This window comes from Bradyrhizobium sp. UFLA01-814 (assembly GCF_046718885.1).
Taxonomy (GTDB): domain Bacteria; phylum Pseudomonadota; class Alphaproteobacteria; order Rhizobiales; family Xanthobacteraceae; genus Bradyrhizobium; species Bradyrhizobium elkanii.
The window spans coordinates 1-16053 of sequence record NZ_JAQOSR010000006.1; the positions used below are offsets into that span (position 1 = coordinate 1).

At 66.3% G+C, this 16053-nt stretch carries 16 protein-coding genes; 10 read left to right on the top strand and 6 right to left on the bottom strand.

The genetic code is table 11. From position 1 onward, the window contains the following. Positions 1-523: NAD(+) synthase (nadE, locus tag PMN64_RS03035; RefSeq protein WP_411779667.1), on the top strand; the 523-nt coding region annotated here is incomplete at its 5' end. Between the two features lie 7 nt (positions 524-530). On the opposite strand, the gene PMN64_RS03040 is transcribed toward nadE, so the two are convergent. Then, a complete protein-coding gene (locus PMN64_RS03040) occupies positions 531-1688 on the bottom strand; it encodes a DUF2865 domain-containing protein (RefSeq protein ID WP_411779668.1) in 1158 nt (385 codons plus the stop codon). A gap of 143 nt (positions 1689-1831) precedes the next feature. Continuing rightward, positions 1832-2155, bottom strand: coding sequence for a hypothetical protein (locus PMN64_RS03045; RefSeq protein ID WP_028344560.1), 324 nt, complete (start codon positions 2153-2155; stop codon positions 1832-1834). 295 nt (positions 2156-2450) lie between these two features. On the opposite strand from PMN64_RS03045, the gene cysS reads away from it, so the two are divergent. The 4 genes from cysS to PMN64_RS03065 all read left to right on the top strand — a co-directional run bounded on the left by cysS (position 2451) and on the right by PMN64_RS03065 (position 6451). Then, complete coding sequence (gene cysS, locus PMN64_RS03050) at positions 2451-3866, top strand: cysteine--tRNA ligase (RefSeq protein ID WP_411779669.1); 1416 nt, start codon at positions 2451-2453, stop codon at positions 3864-3866. Continuing rightward, positions 3863-4369 carry a GNAT family N-acetyltransferase gene (locus PMN64_RS03055; protein WP_141340545.1) on the top strand — a complete coding sequence of 169 codons (507 nt, stop codon included), beginning with the start codon at positions 3863-3865 and terminating at the stop codon, positions 4367-4369. The genes cysS and PMN64_RS03055 overlap by 4 nt, the downstream gene beginning before the upstream one ends. Further along, entirely contained in the window at positions 4366-5964 is a 1599-nt protein-coding gene (gene cimA / locus PMN64_RS03060; protein WP_411779670.1) for a citramalate synthase, read from the top strand. The genes PMN64_RS03055 and cimA overlap by 4 nt, the downstream gene beginning before the upstream one ends. A gap of 109 nt (positions 5965-6073) precedes the next feature. Then, a complete protein-coding gene (locus PMN64_RS03065; protein ID WP_411779671.1) occupies positions 6074-6451 on the top strand; it encodes a VOC family protein in 378 nt (125 codons plus the stop codon). 160 nt (positions 6452-6611) lie between these two features. Here PMN64_RS03065 and PMN64_RS03070 read toward each other — a convergent pair whose 3' ends face one another. Beyond that, entirely contained in the window at positions 6612-7217 is a 606-nt protein-coding gene (locus PMN64_RS03070; RefSeq protein ID WP_304499716.1) for a TIGR00730 family Rossman fold protein, read from the bottom strand. Positions 7218-7430: 213 nt separating this feature from the next. Between PMN64_RS03070 and PMN64_RS03075 the strand changes: the two genes are divergently transcribed. From PMN64_RS03075 to PMN64_RS03090, 4 genes are all read left to right on the top strand, one after another. Continuing rightward, positions 7431-9419 carry an ABCB family ABC transporter ATP-binding protein/permease gene (locus PMN64_RS03075; RefSeq protein ID WP_411779672.1) on the top strand — a complete coding sequence of 663 codons (1989 nt, stop codon included), beginning with the start codon at positions 7431-7433 and terminating at the stop codon, positions 9417-9419. Between the two features lie 53 nt (positions 9420-9472). Continuing rightward, positions 9473-10171: a phosphatidylserine decarboxylase gene (locus PMN64_RS03080; RefSeq protein WP_028344567.1), complete on the top strand. Its 699-nt coding sequence runs from the start codon at positions 9473-9475 to the stop codon at positions 10169-10171. A 221-nt stretch (positions 10172-10392) separates the two neighbouring features. Further along, entirely contained in the window at positions 10393-11271 is an 879-nt protein-coding gene (gene pssA, locus PMN64_RS03085; RefSeq protein ID WP_411779673.1) for a CDP-diacylglycerol--serine O-phosphatidyltransferase, read from the top strand. A 268-nt stretch (positions 11272-11539) separates the two neighbouring features. After that, the gene (locus PMN64_RS03090) at positions 11540-12259 is read left to right on the top strand and encodes an RraA family protein (RefSeq protein ID WP_411779674.1); all 720 of its coding nucleotides are present in this window, start codon (positions 11540-11542) and stop codon (positions 12257-12259) included. Between the two features lie 56 nt (positions 12260-12315). On the opposite strand, the gene PMN64_RS03095 is transcribed toward PMN64_RS03090, so the two are convergent. Both PMN64_RS03095 and PMN64_RS03100 read right to left on the bottom strand, forming a co-directional pair. Continuing rightward, positions 12316-12948 carry a TerC family protein gene (locus PMN64_RS03095; protein WP_028344570.1) on the bottom strand — a complete coding sequence of 211 codons (633 nt, stop codon included), beginning with the start codon at positions 12946-12948 and terminating at the stop codon, positions 12316-12318. A 178-nt stretch (positions 12949-13126) separates the two neighbouring features. Then, complete coding sequence (locus PMN64_RS03100; protein WP_028344571.1) at positions 13127-13420, bottom strand: hypothetical protein; 294 nt, start codon at positions 13418-13420, stop codon at positions 13127-13129. A gap of 320 nt (positions 13421-13740) precedes the next feature. Here PMN64_RS03100 and PMN64_RS03105 point away from each other — a divergent pair, with 320 nt between their 5' ends. Then, a complete protein-coding gene (locus PMN64_RS03105) occupies positions 13741-14568 on the top strand; it encodes an SDR family NAD(P)-dependent oxidoreductase (RefSeq protein ID WP_411779675.1) in 828 nt (275 codons plus the stop codon). Here PMN64_RS03105 and PMN64_RS03110 read toward each other — a convergent pair. Further along, the gene (locus PMN64_RS03110; RefSeq protein WP_411779676.1) at positions 14546-16000 is read right to left on the bottom strand and encodes a PLP-dependent aminotransferase family protein; all 1455 of its coding nucleotides are present in this window, start codon (positions 15998-16000) and stop codon (positions 14546-14548) included. The genes PMN64_RS03105 and PMN64_RS03110 overlap by 23 nt on opposite strands. Between the last annotated feature and the right edge of the window lie 53 nt (positions 16001-16053).

The window sequence follows — 16053 nt, forward strand, 5'->3', positions numbered from 1 at the left end:
GTCGGTCGGCTACGCCACGCTGTATGGCGACATGAACGGCGGCTTCAATCCGATCAAGGACATCTACAAGACCGAGGTGTTCCGTCTGTCGAGCCTGCGCAATGGCTGGAAGCCGGACGGCGCGCTCGGGCCCTCAGGCGAGGTGATTCCGGTCAACATCATCATCCGGCCGCCGACCGCGGAGTTGCGCGAGAACCAGACCGACCAGGATTCGCTGCCGCCCTACGACGTGCTGGACGCGATCCTCGAGCGGCTGGTGGAGCGCGAGGAGCCGCTGGCGACCATCATCGAAGCCGGCTTCGACCGCGACGTGGTGGCCCGGGTCGATCGCCTGCTCAACATCGCCGAATACAAGCGGCGGCAGGCGGCGCCGGGGGTGAAGGTGACGCGGAAGAATTTCGGCCGCGACCGCCGCTATCCCATCACCAACCGCTTCCGCGATTTCGGCAAGGCGTTGCCGGCGCCCGACGAGACGCTGGTGGCGCGCACCTCGCGCGCGTCGGCGGAGGCGTTCGAGGGCTGAGCTCTTCTTACCGCTTCGGGATGAAGGCCGGGCCGACGGTGCGGATCTGGCCGTCGCTCGCCGGCGCGGCCGCCGGTGCCGTGGCGTCAGCGGCTGCGGGCTGCTGTTGAGCTGCGGCTGCGGGCGCGCCTTTCTTGCCGGCCGCGGCCTTGGTCTGGGCGCGCTGCTGCATCTTCCGCGCGCTCTCCTCGGTGACGATGATATCGCCCTGCTGCTCGGCGGACGCCTTGTCGTCGACCGCCTTCAGCGCCTCGGCCCAGCTCTGGCCGGCCGGCTTGCAGGAGCAGGACGGATTGAACTCGGTGCGGTACTTGAAGGCGTTCGGCAGCGACGAGTAGGACACACCGCTGATCGAGACCGCCTGGTTGATGTCCTCGCCGGGATTTCGGTAGGTGAACAGGCTGGCATCCGCGGCAGGGCACTGCGCCTTGCAGATTTGCTCGTCGGCGGCGAAGCGCGCCTGCACCGTTGCGAACGAGATCGGGAAATAGGCGCCGTCGCAGGTGCGGACGCAGACGGTACGGAAGGTACCGGACTGGGCGCCATACTGCGCGTCTGGCGGGGGCAGCGGATTGTTGGGATTGCCGCCACCACCGCCGCCGAACAGGTTCTCGAGGAAGTTGCCGGGGCCACGCGCGGCCGCGGCATATTGCGGACCGCAATTGTTCTGCGCCAGCGCGGTCAGGACCGAGCGGCGCTGGTTCTCGCGGTCGGCGCCACCGAGCCCGCCGGAGCGCAGTCGTTCGAGATTGGCGGTGATCTGGTCGAGATTGGCGCGCATCTGCTGGATCTGGGTATTGACCGGACCGCACTGCGCCGAATTGTTATTGAAGAGCGAGAAGAACCCGGAGCTGTCGCAGCCCATGCGCCGGGCCTGCGCCGTCACCCGATCGAGTTCGCCCTGCTGGCGGGTCGCTGCGTCCTGATAGCGGCGGATCTGCTCGTCCTTGGCCGGATCGCCGGAGCCGCCGCCGCGGTCGATCGCCGCCAGCTGGCCTTCGAGCCGGCCGCACATCGGATTGGCCTGCGGCGCGGCTTGCGGAGCCGGACCGGGCGGGCCGGGCGGCACTTGCGCCAGGGCATGCGTGGCGGGCAGGGCCATGCCGGCCAGCACGGCGCACGTCAGAAACCAGCAGGAGAAGCGAGAACGGGAGCTATTGGGCATATCCGGCCATTAAAACGACGCCGCGCGGCGATCAACGCCAAAGCGCGCGGGCAAGGCCGCTGCAATAGCCGTTTCTCGGGGCAGCGTCACGTCGTTTCCGGGGCGCCGGTGTGGCAATAACCCCGCCCGACCAGCGGCTTGGCTCAGCGCTGGCAGGTGATGGCAACGAATTCGCCGCAGCTGTTGCCGCTGCATTTTTCATTCGCGGCGTGCGGAACCGCGCCGGTGATCTCGTCGGGATCGACGCGGCGGTAGTTGGTGGCCTGCGCAAAATCGCGTGACCGGCAATAGGCGCGGGCGGCGGAGGCGCCGCAGCGGTCGCCGCGGGCGAGGCACTGGTCGATGCCGTAGCCGTCGGCCTGGTTGGCGACGATGAAGACGCGGCTGTCGGCCAGCGCAGCCGAGGAGAAAAGGAAGGACGGAGCAAGGAAGAGCGTGCAGGCAATCAATGCTGAAATGGGCCGCATGGTGCACCGGTGAAAATGGCGGGGAATCCGCTGGCGTCCGGATACGCCCAAATCCTTAATAATGATTAACCATGAGGGCGTTGACGTGATTTCGGTGCGGGGCGGGGTGGCAAACCGCCCGAAAACAGCCCCTTGACGCAATAATGGGGCCGTGAGACATGGTGGAACCATGAACGGCCACCTCGCCATCTGCAGCATTTGCCGCGAGATTATGAGCTAGCGATTCGCTGGCTGAGGCCGTCTTTTCTCAACACATGAGAGCATTGGACCGCCCGGCCGCAAGGGAACGGTTTCCATGGATTTGCGCCTCTACGATACGCTGACCCGGGAGAAGCGGCCGTTCGTGCCGCTCGATGCCGACAACGTCCGCATGTATGCCTGCGGACCGACGGTCTATGACTTCGCTCATATCGGCAACGGCCGCGCGGCTATTGTCTTCGACGTGCTGTTTCGCGTGCTGCGCCATCGCTATGGCGCCGATCACGTGACCTATGTCCGCAACATCACCGACGTCGACGACAAGATCAACGTCCGCGCCGCGCGGGATTATCCCGGCGTGCCGCTGAACGAAGCGATCCGCAAGGTCACCGAGCAGACCTATCAGCAGTATCAGGACGATGTCACGGCGCTCGGCTGCTTGCCGCCGACCGTGCAGCCGCGCGCGACCGAGCATATCCCGGAGATGCGCGCGATCATCGAGAAGCTGGTCGCCGGCGGCTTTGCCTATGTCGCCGAGGATCACGTGTTGTTCTCGCCGCAGGCGATGAACGCGGCCAACTCGATGTTGCCGCGCTACGGCGCGATGTCGAAGCGTTCGCTCGACGAGATGATCGCGGGCGCCCGCGTCGACGTCGCGCCCTACAAGCGCGACAACACCGACTTCGTGCTGTGGAAGCCGTCGAAGCCGGGCGAGCCGTCATGGCCGTCGCCGGCCGGCATCAAGGTCGAGGGCCGTCCCGGCTGGCACATCGAGTGCTCGGCAATGGCCTGGAAGCATCTCGGCGAGAAGTTCGACATCCATGGCGGCGGCATCGACCTGGTGTTCCCGCACCATGAGAACGAGCTCGCCCAGACCTGCTGCGCGTTCCACTCCGACCGCATGGCCAATGTCTGGATGCATAACGGCTTCCTGCAGATCGAAAGCGAGAAGATGTCGAAGTCGCTCGGCAACTTCTTCACGATCCGTGATCTCTTGGCCGATTGGCCCGGCGAAGTGCTGCGGCTTGCCATGCTGAAGACGCATTATCGTTCGCCGCTCGACTGGACCGTGAAGGCCACAGAGGAGGCCGCGAAGACGCTCGACGACTGGTACGCGGTCGCGGCCGACGCCGAGCCCGGCGCGCCGTCGCCGGCGATGGTCGAGGCGCTCTACGACGACCTCAATACGGCGCAGGCGATGGCGGTGCTGCACGGCCTGCGCAGTGCTGCGTCGAGCAGCGAACAGAGCCGCAAGGAGTTTACCGGCTCGCTCCGGCTGCTCGGCTTCCTTTCGGAGAGCGCGGCTGCGTGGGAGGCGCGCAAGCAGCAGGCGAGCGGCGTCGATGTCGCAGCTGTCGAGGCGCTGATTGCCGAGCGCACCGCGGCGCGGGCGCGCAAGGATTTCAAGGAGTCCGATCGGATCCGCGATCAGCTCGCCGCGATGGGCGTGGCGATCAAGGACGGAAAGGATGCCGAAGGAAAGCCGATCACCACCTGGGAGGTCGCGCGATGAGCCGTTCCGCACCCGCACTGCGCCCGTATCTGCCCGACGACGCGCCGCTGCTGGCGGCGATCTTCGCGGCTTCGATCATGGACCTGACCGGCGACGACTACAGTGAGGCGCAGCAGGAAGCCTGGGCGATGGCCGCCGATGACGAGGCAGCGTTCGGCAAGAAGCTCGCCGGCCAGCTCACGCTGATCGCGACCTTGCAGGGCGCGCCGGTCGGTTTCGCCTCGCTGAAGGGCGCCGATCTCATCGACATGCTCTATGTGCATCCGAGCGCGGTCGGGCAGGGTGTCGGCAGCGCGCTGTGCGATGCGCTGGAGAAGATCGCGAGTGCCCGCGGCACCAAGACCCTAAAGGTCGATGCCAGCGACACCGCGCTGGAATTCTTCCGCAAGCGCGGCTACGTCGCCCAGCAGCGCAACTCGGTCACCATCAACGACGAGTGGCTTGCCAACACCACGATGCAGAAGCAGCTCGATGGTGTCGCCACCCCGGGAGGCCACGCGTGAGCCGCGAGCGCCTCTATCTGTTCGACACCACGCTGCGCGACGGCGCGCAAACCAATGGCGTCGACTTCACGCTGCAGGACAAGCAGGTGATATCAGGCATGCTCGACGCGCTCGGCATCGATTATGTCGAGGGCGGCTATCCAGGCGCCAATCCGACCGACACCGAGTTCTTCAGCAAGAAGCCTGCCTTCGAGCACGCGCGCTTCACCGCCTTCGGCATGACGCGGCGGCCGGGCCGCTCGGCGTCGAACGATCCCGGGCTTGCCGGCATCCTCGAAGCCAAGGCGGATGCGATCTGCTTCGTCGCAAAGTCCTCGGCCTACCAGGTCCGGGTCGCGCTCGAGACCACGAATGAGGAGAACCTCGCCTCGATCCGCGATAGCGTCGCGGCCGCGAAGGCGCTCGGCCGCGAGGTGATGGTCGACTGCGAGCATTTCTTCGACGGCTACAAGGAGAACCGCGACTACGCGCTCGCCTGCGCCAGGGCCGCCTATCAGGCCGGCGCCCGCTGGGTGGTGCTGTGCGACACCAATGGCGGCACCATGCCGCATGAGATCGAGACCATCGTCGGCGATGTCGTCACGCACGTGCCCGGCGCCCATCTCGGCATCCACGCCCATAACGACACCGAGCAGGCGGTCGCCAATTCGCTCGCCGCGGTGCGGGCCGGCGCGCGGCAGATCCAGGGCACGCTCAACGGCCTTGGCGAGCGCTGCGGCAACGCCAATCTCTGCTCGCTGATCCCGACCTTGAAGCTGAAGCAGGATTTTTCGGACAAGTTCGAGATCGGTGTCACCACGGAGAAGCTGGCAACGCTGGTGAAGGTGTCGCGCACGCTCGACGACATGCTGAACCGCGCGCCCAACCGCCATGCGGCGTACGTCGGCGAGAGCGCGTTCGTCACCAAGACCGGCATCCATGCCTCGGCTGTGATGAAGGATCCGCAGACCTATGAGCACGTGCTGCCGGAACTGGTCGGCAATCACCGCAAGGTGCTGGTGTCGGATCAGGCCGGCCGCTCCAACGTGATGGCCGAGCTCGACCGTGCCGGCATCGCCTATGACAAGAGCGATCCGCGGCTGACGCGGCTGGTCGAGGAGTTGAAGGAGCGCGAGGCGGCGGGCTTTGCCTATGAATCCGCCAACGCATCGTTCGATCTGCTGGCGCGCCGCACCCTCGGCAAGGTGCCGGAATATTTCAAGGTCGAGCAGTTCGACGTCAATGTCGAGCAGCGCTACAACGCCAACGGCCAGCGCGTCACGGTGGCGCTCGCGGTGGTGAAGGTCGATGTCGACGGCGAGCGGCTGATTTCGGCCGCCGAGGGCAACGGCCCGGTCAACGCGCTCGACGTCGCGCTGCGCAAGGATCTCGGCAAGTACCAGAAATATATCGATGGCCTGAAGCTGATCGACTACCGCGTGCGTATCCTCAATGGCGGCACCGAAGCGGTCACGCGCGTCTTGATCGAAAGCGAGGACGAGACCGGCGAGAGCTGGACCACGGTCGGCGTCTCGCCCAACATCATCGACGCCTCGTTCCAGGCGTTGATGGATTCGGTGTTTTACAAGCTGGTGAAGTCGGGCGCACAGGCTTGAGTGATTGAGCCGTCATTCCGGGGCGATGCGAAGCAGCGAACCCGGAATCTCGAGATTCCGGGTCTGGTCCTTCGGACCATCCCGGAATGACAACGGGGAGGGAGTATCCATGATCGACCACGTCTCCGTCGGTGTCCGCGATCTGGAACGGGCCGCGCGGTTCTACGAGCCGACGCTGGCCGCGCTGGGTCTGAGCCGCCTCGTCACGCGGCCGGCGACGATCGGCTTCGGCAAGGCCTATCCCGAATTCTGGATCAATCTGCGCGCCGGGATGGCGCAGGTCCCGCATGAGAGCGGCACCCACATCTGCCTGCGCGCGAAGACGACCGCTGAGGTCGATGCCTTCCACACTGCGGCGCTGGCGTCAGGCGGCCTCTCCGATGGCCCTCCGGGCCTGCGCCCGCACGACCGCGTGCGCTACTATGCGGCCTTCGTCCTCGATCCCGACGGCAACCGCATCGAGGCCGTGACTTTTCCGAGCGAGTAGTAAGGATTTCAGGCTAGCACTTATCTCGACCCGTCATCCTGAGGAGCGCGTAGCGCGTCTCGAAGGATGCGCGGCCACCAGCGGGGCCGTCGTGCTTCGAGACGGCCGCTTTGCGGCCTCCTCAGCATGACGGTGATGGAGCCGAAAGTGCGGCGAACAGTTACAGCCGCCGCGCCACTTCGGGCGCCAGCTCCTTCGCGGCCGCCGGCTTGCCGGCCACCGCCGAACGCAGCCGCGGTAAAATCTCGTCGACGCGATCGGCCATCAGCACATTGATCGGCAGCGTCGCGCGGATGAATTCGGTCGTGCGCATGTGGCTCAGCAGCGAGAGCAGGGGCTCCCAGAAGCCATCGATGTTGGCGAGCAGGATCGGCTTATGGTGACGGCCGAGCTGCTGCCAGGTCAGTTGCTCGACCAGCTCCTCCAGCGTGCCGATGCCGCCGGGCAGCGCGACGAATGCATCCGAGCGCTCGAACATCAGCCGCTTGCGCTCATGCATGTCGGGCGTGACGATCATCTCCTGAACCGAGGTCAGCGCGTTCTCGCGCGCGCGCAGGAATTCGGGAATGATGCCGGTGACGGAGCCGCCGTGGTCGAGTGTGGATTTCGCAACCGCGCCCATCAGGCCGATCGAGCCGCCGCCATAGACCAGGCGCACGTTGTTGTCGGCAAAGCTCTTGCCGAGTGCGATGGCAGCTTCAACGAAGCGGGGATTGTTACCGGGGCCGGAGCCGCAATAAACACAGACAGTCTTGATTTGGTTCATACGATCCTTGTGGCACTGCAGCGTAAACAGGGTCAAGACTCGCATATGGGGATTGAGGGCCAAAAAATCCCCTAAATTCCCGCGAATCGCGAACAATTTTCGTCATAAGCCTGTACGCCGCGTTCAAACGATCTATATGACGGGCACAATGGCAAATCGTGGACAAGATGTGGCGGCGGACCGCCGTGCCGCGACCGCGCGGGCGGGCGCCTGATGGTGCCGCCGCAACAGAGTGTGACCGGCGCCGCACAGCCCACGGCCACGCCGCCGGCCGCCGAGAAGGGGACGCTGCTCGGCACCCTCGTTCATCTCTGGCCCTATATCTGGCCCGGCGATCGCGCCGATTTGAAGACGCGCGTGATCTGGTCGGTGGTGTTGCTGCTGTTCGCCAAGCTCGCGACGCTCTCGGTACCGTTCACCTTCAAATGGGCGATCGATGCGCTGAACGGTACGGGATCGGCGCCGGTTGCGGCCTCGAACTGGGTGGTCTGGCTGATCGCCTCGCCGGTGTTGATGACGATCAGCTACGGCGCGGTGCGTATCATCATGGCGGTGCTGACGCAGTGGCGCGACGGCATCTTCGCCCGCGTCGCGATGCATGCGGTGCGGCGGCTCGCTTACATCACCTTCGTGCATATGCACGAGCTGTCGCTGCGCTTCCATCTCGAGCGCAAGACCGGCGGCCTGACCCGCGTCCTGGAGCGCGGCCGCTCCGGCATCGAGACCATCGTGCGGATGGTGATCCTGCAGCTGATCCCGACCATCGTCGAGGTCGCGCTGCTGGCGGGCGTGCTGCTCTGGCAGTTCGACTGGCGCTACGTGCTCGCGGTGCTGCTCACGGTCGTCGTGTTCATGTACTTCACCTACATCGCGACCGAGTGGCGGATCGAGATCCGCCGCAGGATGAACGATTCCGACACCGAGGCGAACACCAAGGCGATCGACTCGCTGCTCAACTACGAGACGGTGAAATATTTCGGCGCCGAGGAGCGCGAGGCGCGGCGCTACGACCGCTCGATGGAGCGCTACGAGCAGGCCAGCGTGAAGACCTACACCTCGCTCGCCGTGCTCAACACCGGGCAGGCGATCATCTTCACCGCGGGGCTGACCGCGACCATGCTGATGTGCGCGTTCGGCATCCGCAACGGCACCCACACCGTCGGCGATTTCGTGCTGATCAATTCGATGATGATCCAGCTCTACCAGCCGCTGAACTTCATGGGCATGGTGTATCGCGAGATCAAGCAGGCGATCATCGACATCGAGAAGATGTTCGACGTGCTGGCGCGCGATCCCGAGGTGCAGGACATTCCGGGGGCCAAGCCGCTCGCGGTGTCGTCCGGCAGCGTGCGGTTCGAGGATGTCCGCTTCGCCTACGAGGTGGACCGGCCGATCCTCAAGGGCCTGAGCTTCGAGGTGCCGGCCGGCAAGACGGTTGCGATCGTCGGTCCCTCCGGCGCCGGCAAGTCGACGATTTCGCGGCTGTTGTTCCGCCTCTACGACGTCTCGAGCGGCCGCATCCTGATCGACGGCCAGGACATCAAGACCGTGACGCAGGCCTCGCTGCGCTCGTCGATCGGCATGGTGCCGCAGGACACCGTGCTGTTCAACGACACCATCCGCTACAACATCCGCTACGGCCGCTGGGACGCCCGCGACGACGAGGTGGAGGAGGCGGCGCGCCTCGCGCAGATCGACGGCTTCATCCGGATGTCGCCGCAGGGCTATGAGACCCAGGTCGGCGAGCGCGGCCTGAAACTCTCCGGCGGCGAGAAGCAGCGCGTTGCGATCGCGCGCACGGTGCTGAAGGCGCCGCCGATCCTGGTGTTGGACGAGGCGACCTCCGCGCTCGACAGCCACACCGAGCACGAGATCCAGGGCGCGCTGGAGCGGGTCTCGCGCAACCGCACCTCGCTGGTGATCGCGCACCGGCTGTCGACCATCGTCGGCGCCGACGAGATCATCGTGCTGGACCAGGGCCGGATCGCCGAGCGCGGCACCCACGCGCGGCTTTTGGCCGCCGACGGCCTTTATGCCAGCATGTGGAACCGGCAGCGCGAGGCCGAGGAGGCCCGCGAACGGCTCGCCCAGGTCGATGAGGACGGCGCCGCGCCGAATCGGCTGCCGCCGGCGGTCACTGAATCGTCGGAGGATTCCAGCCCCGACGCGGGTGAGAAACCCTTGCCGACCGCCGCGGAATAGTCGATTTAGAGCCTCTCCCGCCAAATGGGGCGGGGAAACGCAAGCGAGCTCTGATGTCGATCGCCAATTCCATCCGCGCGCAGATCCCGCCGATCCACCCGGAGGGCTATCCCTTCATTGGCGGCTTCGCTCTGGCGAGCCTGATCCTGTTCTGGATCTGGACCCCGCTGGGCTGGATCGGGACGCTGCTGACCGTCTGGTGCGCGCTGTTCTTCCGCGATCCGGTCCGCGTGACGCCGCTGCGCGACGGCATCGTGGTGTCGCCGGCCGACGGCCGCGTCTCGATGGTGGTGCAGGCGCTGCCGCCGGCCGAGCTAGGGCTCGGCGACAAGCCGCTGCCGCGGGTCTCGGTGTTCATGAGCGTGTTCAACTGCCATGTGAATCGCAGCCCGGTGGTCGGCCGCATCGACCGCATCGCCTACCGTCCCGGCGCCTTCATCAATGCCGAGCTCGACAAGGCGAGCGAGGACAATGAGCGCAATTCGCTCGTCATCTCGACCTCCAACGGCCGCATCGGCGTGGTCCAGATCGCGGGCCTCGTGGCGCGGCGCATCGTCTGCTTCGTCAAGGAGGGCCAGTCGATCGGCGCCGGCGAGCGCTTCGGCCTGATCCGCTTCGGCTCGCGGCTCGACGTCTATCTGCCCGAGGGCACCAAGGCGCTGGTCTCCGAGGGGCAGACCGCGGTCGCCGGCGAGACGATTCTGGCGGATTTCCGGGGCGCCGATCCGGGCCGGACTTACCGCGCCGATTGATTGCTCGCACATCTAGCCCCTCATCCTGAGGAGCCCGCAAAGCGGGCGTCTCGAAGGATGCAGGCCGCCGAGAGGGGCCTCATGGTTCGAGACGCGCGTTCGGCGCTCCTCACCATGAGGGTGTACGCCTGGATCAGGCAATTAACTCTGTTTCTCCGGCCCGATCGGCCGGTTCCCGCACCGATGGCGGAGCGGGGCAGCGCTTGCTATATTGCAAAACCATGACGCCATTCGATCCGAATTCCACCGAGTATCGCCGCCGCCGGTTCCGCCCGATCCCGGTGCGGATGCTGGTGCCGAACATGATCACGCTGCTGGCTATCTGCGCCGGGCTGACCGCGATCCGGCTGTCGACGGAAGGGCGGATCGAGCTTGCGGTCGCCGCGATCGTGTTCGCCGCGATCCTTGACGGCATCGACGGCCGCGTCGCCCGCATGATCAAGGGCCAGTCGAAATTCGGCGCGGAGCTCGACAGCCTGGCCGACTTCGTCAATTTCGGCGTCGCGCCGGGCCTGATCCTGTATTTCTGGCAGCTGCATGAGCTGAACAACGGCGGCTGGATCGCCGCGATGGTGTTCGCGATCTCCGGCGGCCTGCGGCTTGCGCGCTTCAATGCCTCGATCGACGATCCGAACAAGCCGGCCTTCGCCGCCAACTATTTCACCGGCGTGCCGGCGCCGGCCGGTGCGATCACCGTGCTGCTGCCGATCTATCTCGCCTTCCTCGGCGTGCCGATGCCGCCGGCGACGCTGACGGCGTTCTACACGCTCTTGATCGCCTTCCTGATGGTGTCGCGGCTGCCGGTGTTCTCCGGCAAGACCGTGAAGATGCGCGTGCCGCCGGAAATGGTGCTGCCGGTGTTCGTTGCCGTGGTGTTCTTCGTCGCGCTGCTGATCGGCTATCCCTGGCACATCCTGTCGGCGGGCTCGGTTGCCTATTTGATCAGCCTGCCCTGGGGCTGGAAGTCCTATCGCGACCAGGAGCGCCAGCTTGCCGCGCAGACGCAAGCTGCGGGCGCGCCGGCGCCGGCCGCTGCTGCTCCCTATGCGGCGCCGGTCGCGGAGAGCGATCGCGACGATCGTCCGACGCATCTGCATTGATGCCTCTCTATGATCCGTCATCCTGAGGAGCGCGGAGCGCGTCTCGAAGGATGCACGGCCACCAGCGGGGCCGTCGACCCTTCGAGACGGACGCTTGCGCGGCCTCCTCCAGCGACAACGGCTTCGCCGTTGCGCGGGGGTGACGGTGATAGAGCTGGTTGCGCCTTCCCAAATATCAGCCATGAGCGTGCCTCGGTTGGGTTCGCCTGCGATCTCGGCTATAGGCTGAGACGGCCCTGCGAACGCCAAAAATCAGGAGAGAAACGCCGTGACGACATCTGCTTCCGCCCCGCTTCCTGCTTCCGTCCTTGAAGCGTTGGCGCGCTACGACACGCCGACGATTTGCAACGCGATGGAGATCGTCGCGCCGGAGCGCCGTCTGATCGGCTACACCGTGAAGCCGCTGGTCTGCCCGTTCCCGACGCTGCCGCCGATGGTCGGCTACGCCCGCACCACGACGATCCGCTCGGTGCTGAAATCCGGCCTCTCGGCCGAGGAGCAGTCGAAGCGCCGCATCGAATATTACGAATATGTCGGCACCGGCTTCGGCCCGCGCATCTCTGTCATCCAGGACATCGACGGTCCGGACGTCGGCTACGGCGCATTCTGGGGCGAGGTGCAGAGCAACGTGCACAAGGCGCTCGGCTGCCTTGGCGTCATCACCGACGGTTCGATCCGCGATATCCCGCAATGGGCGCCGGGCTTCCAGGCGCTGGCCGGCTCGATCGGTCCGTCGCACGCCTGGGTGCATGCGGAGAGCTTCGGCGGCGAGGTCCGCGTCGCCGGCATGACGGTGCGATCCGACGACCTGATCCACGCCGACAGCCACGGCGCCATCGTGATCCCCTACGACGTCGCGGCGAAGCTGCCCGAGGCCGCCGAACTCTGCGGCCGCCGCGAGACCCCGATCCTGGACATCGCGCGTTCCAAGGATTTCTCGCTCGAGAAGCTGAAGGACGCGCTGAAGCGTTCGGCGGAAATCCACTGAGCGCGCGTTGTCGATTTGCGGAACGGCGGGCCGAAGGGCCCGCCGTTTTGCTTTCGTCAGGCCGGCGCAACCTTCGCGATCTCGTTCGCCCCGCGAACCGTCATGTCGATGGCGACATAGAGGATCACGGCGAGGCCGACATAGGCGATCCAGCGGTGGTTCTGCAGCAGCCGCGCGATGAAAGAAGCCGCTGCGCCCATCATCGCGATCGAGAGCGCGAGGCCGAACACCAGCACGATCGGCTGCTCGCGCGCCGCGCCCGCGACCGCCAGCACGTTGTCGAGCGACATCGAGACGTCGGCAACGATGATCTGCGTGGTGGCCTGCCACAGCGTCTTGCGCTGGCCCTTTGCGCCATCGGCATGTTCGGCCGTGGTCTCGTGCGCGTCGGCGCGCAGCTCGCGCCACATCTTCCAGCACACCCACAAGAGCAGGATGCCGCCGGCCAGCAGCAGGCCGACGATCTGCATCAGCTGCGTGGTGACGAGGGCGAACAGGATGCGCAGCAGTGTCGCGGCACCGATGCCGATCAGGATCGCCTTGCCGCGCTGCTTGGCCGGCAGGCCCGCCGCGGCAAGGCCGATCACGACGGCATTGTCGCCGGCCAGCACGAGGTCGATGACGACGACTTGCAGCAATGCGCTGAGGGCGTCGAGTGAAAACAATTCGGGCGAAAATAGTTCGGACATGGTCGCATTCCCCTTTAGGTCGGGGAGCGGACCCTTTCGACGAAACCGGCTCTTGCCGTCATGCGGACGGCAAATCCACCGCGACGCTTATCCGCGTCACGGGTCGAAGCAGGGCCACTCCAACTGAGTTCCAGTCCGACATCGCAGCTTGTGGCTGCCAGAGGGGCCCGGCCTGGGATTACGGTCGTGACACCGGACGCATTGCTGCTTCTTCCTCGAAGAACAGCGCCGCCTGATCCGGTTCGCCGAGGATCGCCGCTGCGCACCCCATGAAGGTGAACGCGCCGGCAAAATCCCACAGCGTGAGGTTCGCCACGCTTGTGCGCACGTGGATCACGCGCGCCGCAATCGCGGTAATGGCTGCCTGGACGAACAACAACAGGCTGAGCACGGGCAGCACGAGCGCGGGCTCAACCAGACGGAGTGTCAGGACGATCGGCAGCGCGGTCAGCGCGCCGAACAACAGCAGCATGCCGAACGGCTCCAGCGAGGGAGTCTTTCGCAAGATCCTGTCTGGAATGGTCGAGGACATTCCGGTCCTTTGCCGATCTTGTGCCGATCCTGGCTTGTCGTTCACATCAAGGATATCAGAACGCGATCTCCCTGAGGCGCGACGCGGCGCCGCGCGACCGCCGGCCGCGCGACAAGATGTACGTCTGCGGTTCCGGAGAAGGCCCGTGCCCCGGGGCGACTTTTTTGGCGCCGTCGGCGCGGTGGCATGCCATGGCAAAGTCCGCGCGGCGCCTTTATCTTTGCTGACAGCGTTGGGCGAACGATCGAAAGGCAATTTCGATGAATATGGCAGGCAAGACGGTGCTGATCACCGGTTCCACCGACGGCGTCGGCCGTTACGTCGCGACGAAGCTGGCGTCGGCCGGCGCCCGGGTCCTGATCCACGGCCGCGATACCAAGCGGGCGCAGACGCTCGCCGACGAGATCAAGCGTCTCAGCGGCCGCGAGCCGATGTTCTACCAGGCCGATCTGTCCTCGCTGGCCGAGGTTCGCGAGTTTGCCCAGCTGGTGCTCGACGACCAGGAGCGCCTCGATGTGTTCGTCAGCAACGCCGGCATTGGTTCGCAAAACGAGGGGCCGGCGCGGCAGACCAGCAAGGACGGCAACGAGCTGCGCTTCGCGGTCAACTATCTCGCCGGCTTCCTGCTCGCGCATCTGTTGCTGCCGCGGCTCAAGGCGAGCACGCCGGCGCGCATCGTCAACGTCGCGTCGCTCGGCCAGCACCCGATCGATTTCAGCGACGTGATGATCACGAAGAACTACAACGGCGCGCGCGCCTACGCGCAGAGCAAGCTGTCGCAGATCATGTTCACCATCGACTTGGCCGCGGAGCTCGAAGGCTCCGGCGTGACCGTTAACTCGCTGCACCCTGCGACCTATATGAACACCACGATGGTGCGCGCCAGCGGCGCGACGCCGATCTCGACCGTCGAGCAGGGCGGTGATGCCATCCTGCGTCTGGTCCAGGATGACGATGTGGCAGGCCGGAGCGGGCTGTTCTTCGACGGCAAGCGCGAGGCCCGCGCCCATGCCCAGGCCTATGACGCCGAGGCGCGCAAGCGGCTCAAGGCGTTGAGTCTGAAGCTCACTGGGTTGCAGGCTTCCTGATCCGGCGCGGCGCCGGCCCCCCTTGGATGCGACCTTGGGCGCGGATCGTCTCGAACAGGCGCTTGCATGCGGCCGGAACGCCGCGATCCGGCACCGTTGCAATGCCGAGCAATAGACCCGGCTGCGCGCGCTTCGGTGAAACATACCAGGGCGAGAGCGGGGCGGGCGCCAGCCCGTGCGCGAGCAGTGCTCGGGCGATCTCGACATCGGCGGTCTTGTCCGGCAGCGTCAGCATGACCGCGAGGCCGGCAACCCGCGCGTCGTTGCTCCAACTCCGCAGCGCCGTCGTCAGCGCATCGCGCCTGTCGCAATAGGCCCGCTTGGTTCGCCTGAGATGGCGGATGTAGTGGCCGTCGCGCATGAACTCGGCGGTCGACAGCTGCACCGCCGGGCCGGGAGCAGGGACCAGGCAGGTCGCGACATCGGCGAACTGCGCCGCCAATGGCTCCGGAGCAACCAGGAAGCCGAGGCGAAGCGTCGGCGAGATCGTCTTGCTGAAGGAGCCGAGATGGATCACCCGGCCGGCGCGGTCGAGCGAGGCAAGCGCCGGCGCGGCACGGCCGTCGAGCTGCAACTCGCCGAGATAGTCGTCCTCGATGATGAAGGCTCCGGTTTGCGCGGCCCAGTCGAGCAGCTGCGCGCGACGTTTCGGCGACAGCGGCGGGCCGAGCGGCGCCTGCTGGCCCGGCGTCACGACCGCGAGTGCCGCGTCGGGGGCGTACTTGAGGCCGTACTCGACATCGACACCATTGGCATCGACTGATATCGGGACGATCTCCAGCCGCGCGAGCTCGAGGCCCTTTCGCGTCAATGGAAATCCCGGGTCTTCCATCCACACGCGGCGGCCTTCGAGGCCGAGCACGCGCAGCGCGAGGCCGAGTCCGCCGCTGAATCCCGAGGTGATGACGATCTGCGCGGGCGAGCATTCGAGCCCGCGCGCGATCGCGAGGTGCGCCGCGATCTCGCGTCGCAATTCGAGCTCGCCGCGTGGATCGATATGTCGGGTCACCGCGCTCAATTCCGCCCGGACGGCGCGCGCGCGGATTCGCGCCAGCAGCTTGGCGGGGAGGCTATCCTGCGCGGGGACGCCCATCCGGAAGTGTCCCTGACCGCTCAGATCCCGAAACATCTCCACGACCGATCCGGGAGCGACCGGCGCATCGGGCTTGGCGGCCTTCCCGGGCCGCCTCGCGACGGTGGTGCCGCCCGCCTTCGACGACACGATGTGCTGGGCGTCCGACAGCTTGTCGTAGGCCGCCCGCACGGTGCCGCGCGCAACGCCGAGCTGCGCGGCGAGGTCGAGCCAGGAGGGCAGCCGGGCGCCCGGCACCAGCACGCCATTGTCGATCGCCGCCGCGATCGCCTTGCGGATCTGCTCGGAGAGCGGCGTTCTGGCCGACCGGTCGAGCGCGATGGGAAGCGGGTTGGGCATGGCTCGTGGTACACCAATTCGGTTCATTCTTGGTGCTTCTTTTTGGCCATGCG